General features: G+C 46.9%; 8 protein-coding genes. 6 read left to right on the top strand and 2 right to left on the bottom strand.

The window, feature by feature from the left end:
• Nucleotides 1-48 (bottom strand): helix-turn-helix domain-containing protein (locus QUB37_RS29955; RefSeq protein ID WP_445300067.1); only part of this gene is annotated, 48 nt, incomplete at its 3' end.
• Between the two features lie 397 nt (nt 49-445).
• Here QUB37_RS29955 and psaM point away from each other — a divergent pair.
• The gene (gene psaM / locus QUB37_RS27650) at nt 446-541 is read left to right on the top strand and encodes a photosystem I reaction center subunit XII (protein ID WP_015174804.1); all 96 of its coding nucleotides are present in this window, start codon (nt 446-448) and stop codon (nt 539-541) included.
• A 285-nt stretch (nt 542-826) separates the two neighbouring features.
• Nucleotides 827-1,243, top strand: coding sequence for a slr1601 family putative cell division protein (locus QUB37_RS27645; protein WP_333168272.1), 417 nt, complete (start codon nt 827-829; stop codon nt 1,241-1,243).
• A gap of 224 nt (nt 1,244-1,467) precedes the next feature.
• Here QUB37_RS27645 and ctpA read toward each other — a convergent pair whose 3' ends face one another.
• On the bottom strand, nt 1,468-2,706 hold the full coding sequence (gene ctpA, locus QUB37_RS27640; protein ID WP_333168270.1) for a carboxyl-terminal processing protease CtpA: 1,239 nt from the start codon (nt 2,704-2,706) through the stop codon (nt 1,468-1,470).
• A gap of 588 nt (nt 2,707-3,294) precedes the next feature.
• On the opposite strand from ctpA, the gene petB reads away from it, so the two are divergent.
• The 4 genes from petB to QUB37_RS27620 all read left to right on the top strand — a co-directional run.
• Nucleotides 3,295-3,963 (top strand): cytochrome b6, encoded by a 669-nt coding sequence (gene petB / locus QUB37_RS27635; RefSeq protein ID WP_172190423.1) that lies wholly within the window; start codon nt 3,295-3,297, stop codon nt 3,961-3,963.
• A 183-nt stretch (nt 3,964-4,146) separates the two neighbouring features.
• The gene (gene petD / locus QUB37_RS27630; protein WP_333087235.1) at nt 4,147-4,629 is read left to right on the top strand and encodes a cytochrome b6-f complex subunit IV; all 483 of its coding nucleotides are present in this window, start codon (nt 4,147-4,149) and stop codon (nt 4,627-4,629) included.
• A gap of 383 nt (nt 4,630-5,012) precedes the next feature.
• Nucleotides 5,013-5,909 (top strand): helix-turn-helix transcriptional regulator, encoded by an 897-nt coding sequence (locus tag QUB37_RS27625; RefSeq protein ID WP_333168268.1) that lies wholly within the window; start codon nt 5,013-5,015, stop codon nt 5,907-5,909.
• 449 nt (nt 5,910-6,358) lie between these two features.
• Nucleotides 6,359-10,165 (top strand): DUF7948 domain-containing protein (locus QUB37_RS27620; protein ID WP_333168266.1); only part of this gene is annotated, 3,807 nt, incomplete at its 3' end.

The following is a 10,165-nucleotide window of genomic DNA, read 5'->3' as shown; positions in this document are numbered from 1 at the left end:
ATCTTGCTCATCTGTGGGATAAATTCTGTACTTGTAAGCTTTATACATTTATCAAGGTTGCAGAATACCGATAAAATTATCATAGCGCACAAAAAGGATATTGATTCGCTCTCGCTCAATTTATTGTCGGGCTGCGTTTTCATCCCGACGCTCACCTTCGGTAGAGCGCAAGACTTCCCATTCGCATTAGTTAAATCTTAACCTAACGCGGTAATTCTGTGGGAGGCGATCGTCCGAACAACGTCCGAAGGAAGCAGTCCCAGGAAACAAAGAAAAATTCTCCCCCTCCGACACTCAAAAACTGCGCCACTGCGCCACTGCGCTACTGCCCCACTCCTCCCCGGAGGCACCATTTGTGTTGCAAGTTGTAACAAATGATTCCCAAAAGTGCCAATTTGTCTCAAATTGGTGAAAGCTCGTGCCCGCGAAAAGGAGTTTTGCGAATATGTCTTTAACAGATACCCAAGTCTACGTAGCGCTCGTAATTGCTTTGATTCCCGGAATCTTGGCTTTCCGGCTGTCAACTGAACTGTACAAATAGTTTCCAGACACCAGTTGCGAACCGCAAAACGCCTGCCTGACCAGTTAAATCTCTCGCATTACAGATACAGACAATTGCTGCCCCAGTGCAGTAGATTGTTTGTGTTCAGCAAGACGAGACTGCAAGGGCAGGCATTTTTATGGGGAAATTCCGTCTTAAGGCGTCACCTTTGTCTCAACAATTTTGGCTGTCAGCACCCTGACAAACAGCGGCGAGTGTGCGTTAAGCTCAGAATTTGCTCTTGTGAACTCTAAAACGTTAGTCTCAGGTATTTGAAAAAAAATTATGCAAGCGATTCAACCCACTGTTACCCCACTGCGTCCTGTAAAAAACTCCCCTCGGGTTACTCCTCGTCGCAGCAGCAGCCGCCAGCGTTCCTACCCTCACCAAACCCTCGCGGCCGAAACAGGCGTCAAGTTGGCAGTCAACATGGTACTTTCAGTCTGTGCCACTTCTGCTTTGCTTCAGCTTTGGCCTCACTACCGGGCGGTGCAAGAAAAATTGCACGAAATCCAAGCTGAAGTCAATCTTACCCAAGGGCGAGTAAATCAGTCGCGATCAAACTTTAACCGCTACTTTGACCCTAGTCTTACTAAAACTGTGATGCAAGAGCAAAGCAACCAAGCAGATCCGCAGCAGCGTCCGGTGATTTTGCAAGAAGCCGAGGTACCCGAAGCTGAGGAATCAACCCCCCAACCTTAAGGGAAGAGGAGTTTTGGGTTTGGATATCACGTCCAGTGTGCATCATTCTTTTATGTCATTGCTTCGCACAGCGAAGAATGACAGATGAATCTGTCGGACGTGATATCACTTTTGACTTAAAGAGTTTTTAGGATCATTGTTGTCTGTTCTTGCGAAGGAAACACAGAGACAGACAAAACCTGTGTATGAGGCCCTGTTGCAAGATCAAAACTTCAAACTCCGGCTTATACTGACTTTGCCAGCACGGTTTTTTCTTTAAGTAGTTGCAGTGCAGCTTGATATTGCAAGTCTGCTGCGGTGCCTATCTGATCGCGGGCGATGGGTTCCAAAGGCACTACGCGATCGGGCGCAATCCCCAGCTTGTTAATATCTTTATGGTTAGGCGTCTCGTACTTAGCAACAGTCACGGCCAACCCGGAACCGTCAGACAAATCAAACAGCGACTGAATTAGTCCTTTGCCAAAAGTCTTTTCTCCTACCAGTTGAGCTCTGCCGTTATCTTGCAGCGCACCCGCCAAAATTTCGCTAGCACTGGCAGTTCCCTTGTTCACCAAAACAATCAGTGGATCGTTAGTTAGGGCTTGTCCAGAGGCTTCAAAACTGCCGAGAATGCCTTGTCTGTTCACCGTGTAGACGATCGTCCCGGAATCGAGCCACAGGCGGGCAATTTCAATCCCTGCTTGCAACAGTCCGCCCGGGTTGTTCCGCAGGTCGAGAATGTAGGCGGCGGCTCCTTGTTTTTCCAAGCGGTCGATCGCGTGAGCGACTTCCTCAGTGGCGTTAGCGCTGAATTGACTTAAGCGAATGTAGCCCACCGGCAAATTCTCCGAGGCCGACTGCAATTCGGCGTAAACCGGATTCAGAGCAATGCGATCGCGCACTAGCTCAATGTCCTCAGCAGCGTCCCTTCCCTCGCGCCCCAAGGTCAAGGTAACGGGAGTGCCGATGCGGCCGCGCATTCGAGTTGCTGCTTCGTCTAGGCTCAATTCTGAGGTAGGAGTGCCGTCAATTTTCAGAATGCGATCGAGGGGTTGGATGCCAGCTTTATCCGCCGGTGAGCCGGCCAAAGGAGCCACCACTGTCAGGGTATTTGTCTGGGGGTCGATCGCAATTTGCAGCCCCACACCCGTCAATTCTCCCGAAGTGTTAACCTGCAAGCTGCGGTACTGTTCGGGTTTCAGCAGTCGAGTGAAGGGGTCGTCGAGATTCGCCAGCATCCCCTGAATCGCCGTGTAAGTCTGCTGTCTATCGTTAAGCGGTTGCTTGACAGCTTTTTGGCGAATCGACCACCAGTTTTGAGAGTTGAAGCTGTCATCCACATAAGAGCGATTGACAATTCGCCAAGCTTCGCTCAATAGCTGCTGTTCTTGAGTTAGGGCCGCCGCAGGCTGCGCCCACCCACCTAGAACTAGGACGACTTGGAGGCAAAGTAAAATAGCAATCTGGAAAACTCGTCTGTGCATGATTTTTCTGTAAAATACCAGTAAGTATTACATTTTATGTATTTTACGTTTGTACGCTTTTAAGCTTTTGTGCATTTAACTCTCCCCAAGGGATTCGGCATTCGTCAAACGTCCGCCGCGAACAAAAAATTAGTTAAATGTAACATTTAATCGCAAAATGAGTGAAGTTTTCTCATAAATATTAAAATTTACGCCCCAGGGACCCGGTGGCCGGCTCGGACTTTGGTCTGTAGCTCTGCTCTTGGCTGTATGCCAGCTTGGGGCGGATGTTAAGCTTGCAGAAAATGGTATTTGAGACTCAGCCAAAGCATCGCTCGCGTGAAATTTGCACAGCAATTATGTTACATTTTTTATCACAGTCTGGAATTTGATCGGGCAACGCCAGCGAGTAGGGACAAGCCACCGCTTAGTTTCCCAGGGCTTGCAGGCGATCGCACAAGAGAATTCCTTTCGTCAGCTCCAAATTTAAAAAATAGCCTCAGGCATTTGCTAGTAAAAGCAAGCTGCTCGGCGCGGGGCGACAAAAAACCTTGTGGCTGCTGCCCTGAACCTCAACCACAGCAATATTCTTTTAGGAATTCTGGCTCCATGTTTTCTAAACAAATCACCGACTCAAAAACCTACCAGTGGTTTGAGGAACGCCTGGAAATTCAGGCGCTCGCCGATGACATCACTACAAAGTATGTACCCCCGCACGTCAATATTTTCTACTGCTTGGGCGGAATTACTTTAGTTTGCTTTCTGATCCAGTTTGCCACCGGCTTCGCCATGACTTTCTATTACCGTCCCACGGTAGCAGAAGCTTTTTCTTCAGTGCAATACCTGATGAATGAAGTTAACTTCGGCTGGCTGATCCGCTCCATCCACCGCTGGTCTGCCAGCATGATGGTACTGATGATGATTTTGCACACCTTCCGGGTTTACCTGACCGGCGGCTTCAAAAAGCCCCGCGAGTTAACCTGGGTGACAGGAGTAATCTTGGCAGTCATCACTGTTTCTTTCGGCGTGACCGGCTATTCGCTGCCTTGGGATCAAATCGGTTACTGGGCCGTTAAAATCGTTTCGGGCGTCCCCGAAGCCATCCCGTTTGTCGGCTCTTTGATGGTTGAACTGCTGCGCGGCGGTGTCAGCGTCGGTCAAGGCACTTTGACTCGCTACTACAGCTTGCACACTTTTGTGTTGCCTTGGCTGATTGTAGTCTTCATGCTGGCTCACTTCTTGATGATTCGCAAGCAAGGTATCTCTGGCCCGTTGTAAGTTTTGAGTTGTGGGGGCGGTATTTTTTTTGCCCCCCGCTGCATTTTGAGTTGAAAATTCAGAATTCATCGCTCATGATATTTATTTACGGCTAATACTTCCTGCGATCGCACCGCTGATTCAAACTAAGGAATACAGCAGAATGGCAGCCCCGGGTAAAACTAAAAGGAGAACACTCTTACTATGTCTATTCTCAAAAAACCTGATTTGAGCGATCCCGCGCTCCGCGCTAAGCTCGCTAAGGGCATGGGTCATAATTATTACGGCGAACCAGCTTGGCCTAATGACTTGCTCTACGTTTTCCCTATAGTCATCATGGGAACGATTTCTCTGTGCGTGGGTTTGGCTGTACTCGACCCGGCTTTGGTTGGGGAACCTGCTAATCCTTTTGCTACTCCGCTGGAAATTCTGCCGGAATGGTATTTGTGGCCTGTGTTCCAACTTTTGCGCGTTTTGCCTAACAAATTGTTGGGTATTGCTTGCATGGCTGGTGTTCCCGTTGGCTTGATTTTGATTCCGTTCATTGAGAGCGTTAACAAGTTTCAAAATCCGTTCCGCCGCCCTGTTGCTACTACTGTTTTCCTGTTGGGAACTGCGGTAACTCTGTGGTTGGGTATTGGTGCTATTTTCCCGATCGACAAATCTTTCACACTGGGTCTTTTCTAAGATTTAAGTTTGCTTGATTTTGACGCCTGCGGGTTTCCTGTAAAGTGCTTTGGTACTGGTGGGAAACTTTAGCGGGCGTCATTGGATTTTTGATTTTTGATTGGGGATTTTTGATTGGGGATTTTTGATTTTTGATTTTTGATTTTTGATTTATCGCTCTAAAAGTTAAAAATTATCAGTAATTAATTGTAGGCACAACGGCTGGTATGAAAATGCCGACTATCGATCGACCCTCCACCGCCCTAGGGTCAAATTCCATTAATTTTTATTGCGAAATTTTGACAAACAGAGCGAGAATATGTATCGTAAGTGCGGGGTATCTTTTGTATAACTGGAAGAACTTCAGACCTATAGAATAATAGCAACTCTCCCAGGTGCAAGCTATGTCCCCAGAGAAAGCATTAATTCTTGATTTTGCCCAGACAGACGCGATGAAATCGATTCTCCCACATCCCGCAATCATGTCGAGTCACGGGGCAAACTGGGAGGGAATTCATGTCGAATATCACCATCAGCCGCCAAGCGAATCCCCCGAACACTCTCTGCAACAGCACAGCATTGGCATGATACTCTCTTCAACTATCGGGGGAGCGAAACTGAACGGGAAACACTACGGTAGCGAACTCTGCCATAGTGGACAAATTTTTATCGCTGCTGCTGGTACTGATTACCACCCCTATGCAGTCGAAGACCATGAATTTATTGCGATCGCTCTTGAACCTACCGACTTCGACAATACAGTTTACGAATCGACAAATTCCAATCAGATTGAAATTATACCGCACTGGCAAATCCGCGATCCGTTGATTCTCGGCATTGGCTGGGCCCTCAAAACCGAACTCGCATCCGGTGGATTAAACGGTACTCTCTATGTCGATGCACTGAAAAACGCGCTTTCACTTCATATACTGCACCGCTATTGTGCACAAAAAACCAAGATGCGAGATTTTGAAGGCGGGCTCGCTCCTCAGAAATTACAAATAGTTATTAATTACATTAATGAGTACATACACAGAGATTTGCACTTAACTGAACTTGCTAATTTAGTGCAGATGAGTCCTTATTATTTCGGTCGTTTATTTAAACAGTCAATTGGAGTCACGCCCCATCAGTACGTGATTCAGTGCCGGATTGAAAAAGCCAAACAGTTATTGAAAAGGCAAGATTTATCAATAATCTATATATCGCAGCAAGTCGGGTTTCACGACCAAAGCCATTTTAGCAAGACTTTCTGCAAAATCGTCGGTTTGACTCCTAAGAAATATCGCGATCAACTTTAATAAAGGTAACACCCGCAGTCTGGCAGCGGTTAAAAACCCCTGGCGGACTGTCGGACTCTCGGACTTACCCAAAGTTTTTGGCATTCTGGAGTTTTTGCATTCACCCACAAGTCCGCCGGGGAATTAATTCCCCGTCTCATAGCGAAAGTCGGTTCAAACCGACTGGCAAATCCAATTAAATTATCATCAATACCAGTTTTCTTTGAGAGGACTTTCGCTATGAGACAGGGGTTTTTAACCCCTGGCGGACTGTCGCACTTACTCATCGAACCCATAGACTGTCACACTTACCGATCGAACCCATAGGTGATGTTACAATTATTCATCAAATTAAGTGAAATTTCGCAAGAAAATTGTATTTTTTGCAAATTTTCCGCAAGAATTTACTATAAAGCAGAGCTCGTAATTTTGTAGAGTTGCTCGCATAACATAAACCAGGGGTACCAGCTATGAGCTCTCAAAATCAACAGGCATCTTACGGTCAAATTCCCTTAAGTTTTATTGCAAATGCTGGACAAACTGACCCTAATGTGAAATTCCAGGTGAAAGGCGCCGGTCACAGCATCTTTTTTACTCCCAACGAAATTTCTTTCGTCGCTTTCCAGCAACCCAATGAACCAGGAAACCAAGCCACAAATTCTTCAGTTGTCCGCAGCAGCTTAGCCAACAGCAACCCGAATCCGAAAATTTCCGGGCTGGAAAAATTGCCGGGAGTTGCTAACTTTCTGTTAGGCGAAGATTCCAGTCAATGGCAGACTAATGTGCCTACTTTTAACGGCGTTGTTTATCAAAACGTCTATCAAGGAATTGACCGCATTTTCAAAGGTACAGAAGGACAACTTAAGAGCGAGTTTTTGGTTGCACCTTTTGCCGATCCGAGTCAAATTAAGATGAACTATACTGGTGTTAACGACATCCGCTTGCGTGACGACGGGGCGCTGATATTAGAGACACCGCTAGGCGAATTAATTGATGACGCACCGATAGTTTATCAGGATATCAACGGACAGCGGGTGAATGTTCCCGCAGCTTACAATTTATTAGGAAACGGTCAAGTTAATTTTAGTTTGGGATATTTTGACCGCACTCAACCCCTAGTTATTGACCCGGTTTTAGCTTACTCGACTTACCTAGGCGGCAGCGACAATGAAAATGCCAACCGCATAGCTGTAGATAGCACAGGTGCGGCTTACATTATTGGAACTACGCATTCTAACAATTTTCCTACTACTCCTGGTGCGTACCAAACCACGCTAGTAGGTGGAATAAGTGACATATTAGTTACCAAAATTAACCCCGAAGGAACTGCCTTAGTTTACTCTACATTTATTGGTGGCCCTAACAATGATGAAGGTTTTGACATTGCCGTAGACAGTCAAGGAAATGCTTATTTAACCGGACCAGTCAATCCGGGTTATCCAACTACAGCGGGTTCTTTTAAACCTACAGCAGATATTACGAGTGCTGCTGTAACTAAACTCAATGCAACAGGAAATTCGTTAGTTTATTCTACTTTTTTAGGCGGTAGCGCTATCCCCGATGGTGGTACTTTTTTCGGCGCTAGCGGGAGTAGCCTCGGCAACGGCATTAAAGTAGACAGTAACGGTAATGCTTATGTTGTCGGACCGACATACGGCGGTTTCCCCACCACTGACACTGCCTCCCAGTTTAATTACGGAGGCGGACTGGATGGGTTTCTTGCTAAAGTTAATCCCACCGGCAGTGCTTTAGTTTACTCTACCTACTTGGGCGGTAGCGGTACCGATGATGCTAAAGCCATTGCACTAGACAATTCTGGTAATGTCTGGGCTACCGGAAATACCAATTCGACTGACTTCCCGGGGGCAAATTTAGGCTTTCAAAATGCCATCGCAGGTGGTTATGATAATTTTGTCAGTAAATTTGACGCGAATGGTGCGCGCGCTTATTCCACTTATTTAGGTGGCAGCGGCGATGACTATGGTGCTGATATCGCTGTAGATAGTGCTGGAAATGCCTATGTTGTAGGAAATACCACTTCAACTGATTTTCCTACAGTTAATCCGATTCAAGCAGGTAATGGAGGTGTTGCTAAAGATGCTTTTGTCACCAAGATAAGTGCTAATAACTCTTTGGCTTATTCAACTTATTTGGGCGGCAGCGGAGAGGAGAATGGCGATCGCATTACTGTAGACAGTGCGGGTAATGCTTATGTGACGGGAAACACTACTTCGACTAATTTCCCGACTAAGAATGCGATTCAAACTATCAGCGGTGGCGGGCAAGATGCTTTTATTACGAAAATCGATTCATCTGGTTCTGCCTTAGTTGATTCTACTTATCTCGGCGGCAGCGGGAACGACTTCGGTGGTGGTATTGCGGTGGATGCTTCTGGTGCAGTTTATGTAGCGGGAGGTACTGCTTCTACTAATTTCCCAACAGCAACTCCTTTGCAAGCGGCGAATGCGGGAGGTGTTTCTGATGCTTTTATTACTAAAATAATTGCTGGCGGGCCGCAGGTGAAGATTGTTGAGTCGGGCGGCGGCACTAATGTAGCAGAAAGCGGGACGACGGATACTTATACAGTGGTGTTGACTAATCAGCCTACTGCAAATGTGGCGATCGCACTCAATACTGACAGTCAAATTCAACCGATTGCTGGCATTAGTTTCACTCCAACTAACTGGTTTGTACCGCAAACAGTGACAGTCAGTGCAGTTGATGATGCAGTAACAGAAACTTCGCCGCACAGCGGCCCGATTACTCACACTGCTATCAGTACCGATGCCAGTTATAACGGGGCGAGTGTCAGTTTTACGGTCAATGGCACTGCTGGCAATACCGTCAATGCTAATATTACGGATAACGACACCGCAGGCGTTAGTATTACTCCTGCTAACACGACTGCGACGGAAGCCGGTGCAACTGGAACTTATACCGTTAAATTAAATACCCAACCGATCGCACCTGTTACGATTAACTTGGCTACAGGCAGTGAAATTCAACCAATTACCGCACTTACTTTTACCACTACTAATTGGAATGTCGATCAAACTGTTGCGGTGAAAGCAGTTGACGACAATTTAGTTGAAGGAAATCATGCAGGTGCGATCGCCCATACTGCTACCAGTACCGATACTAACTATAACAGCATCACAATTCCGGCTGTTAGCGTCGCCATTACCGATAACGACACGGCTGGTTTCAGCATTGCACCTACGAACATAACTGCTACAGAAGGCGGTGCAAATGGCAGTTACAAAATCCAGCTAACTTCGCAACCAACTGCACCGGTTACTATCAGTTTCAATACGGGCGACCAACTTAATCCGATCGCCACACCTATTACTTTTGATAGCACTAACTGGAATGTTGCGAAAACTGTCACTGTTAGTGCGCTCGACGACAATCTAGCACAAGGAACCCACAGCGGCACGATCGCTCACACAGTTACGAGTACCGACGCGAATTATAACGCGAAAGTCATTTCCAATGTGACGGCATCAATTACAGATAACGATAGTCCCGGTATTTCTATTGTGCAATCAGAAGGCGAGACAGCTATTGCTGAAGGCGGTGCAACCGATAGCTACGGCGTACTTCTGACTACTGCACCTACTGCAAACGTCACGATTAATTTTGATACGGGCAGTCAAATTAATGCGATCGCACCTCTGACTTTCACGCCGAATAATTGGAATGTGGCACAAAATGTCAGTGTTACGGCGATCGATGACAGCATAGCGCAAGGAAGCCGCAGCGGCACGATCGCTCACACCTCTGTCAGTACAGATACTAATTATAACAACCTGACGATTTCTCCCGTGACTGCCACGATTGCTGACAACGAGACGACGGGTGTGAGTATTTCACAGCAGAGCACAACTGCTACAGAAGGCGGTGCCACAAGCATTTATACACTCAATTTAAATTCGCAGCCAACTGCACCAGTTACTATCAGTTTTGATGCGGGAAATCAAATAAGTGCGATCGGTGCAATTACCTTCGACGCTACTGACTGGAATGTTGCCAAACCGGTCACAGTAACGGCTACAGACGATACGGATGTGGAAGGGGCGCACACAGGGGCGATCGGGCATACTTCTACCAGTACCGATGTTAAATATAACAGCATCACCATTTCCCCTGTTAATGTCGCCATTACTGACAACGACACTACTCCAACTCCAACTCCCACACCTCCAACTCCCACACCTCCAACTCCCACACCTCCAACTCCCACACCTCCAACTCCCACACCTCCAACTCCCACACCT

Origin of the sequence: Microcoleus sp. AT3-A2, assembly GCF_036705685.1 — a bacterium.
Classification (GTDB): domain Bacteria; phylum Cyanobacteriota; class Cyanobacteriia; order Cyanobacteriales; family Microcoleaceae; genus Microcoleus.
This window is presented reverse-complemented; position numbering and strand designations above follow the sequence as displayed.

Bases quoted from the DNA above. Each gene is read 5' to 3' on its own strand.
- psaM (WP_015174804.1), top strand. From the start codon at position 446: ATGTCTTTAACAGATACCCAAGTCTACGTAGCGCTCGTAATTGCTTTG.
- QUB37_RS27645 (WP_333168272.1), top strand. From the start codon at position 827: ATGCAAGCGATTCAACCCACTGTTACCCCACTGCGTCCTGTAAAAAAC.
- ctpA (WP_333168270.1), bottom strand. From the start codon at position 2,706: ATGCACAGACGAGTTTTCCAGATTGCTATTTTACTTTGCCTCCAAGTC.
- petB (WP_172190423.1), top strand. From the start codon at position 3,295: ATGTTTTCTAAACAAATCACCGACTCAAAAACCTACCAGTGGTTTGAG.
- petD (WP_333087235.1), top strand. From the start codon at position 4,147: ATGTCTATTCTCAAAAAACCTGATTTGAGCGATCCCGCGCTCCGCGCT.
- QUB37_RS27625 (WP_333168268.1), top strand. From the start codon at position 5,013: ATGTCCCCAGAGAAAGCATTAATTCTTGATTTTGCCCAGACAGACGCG.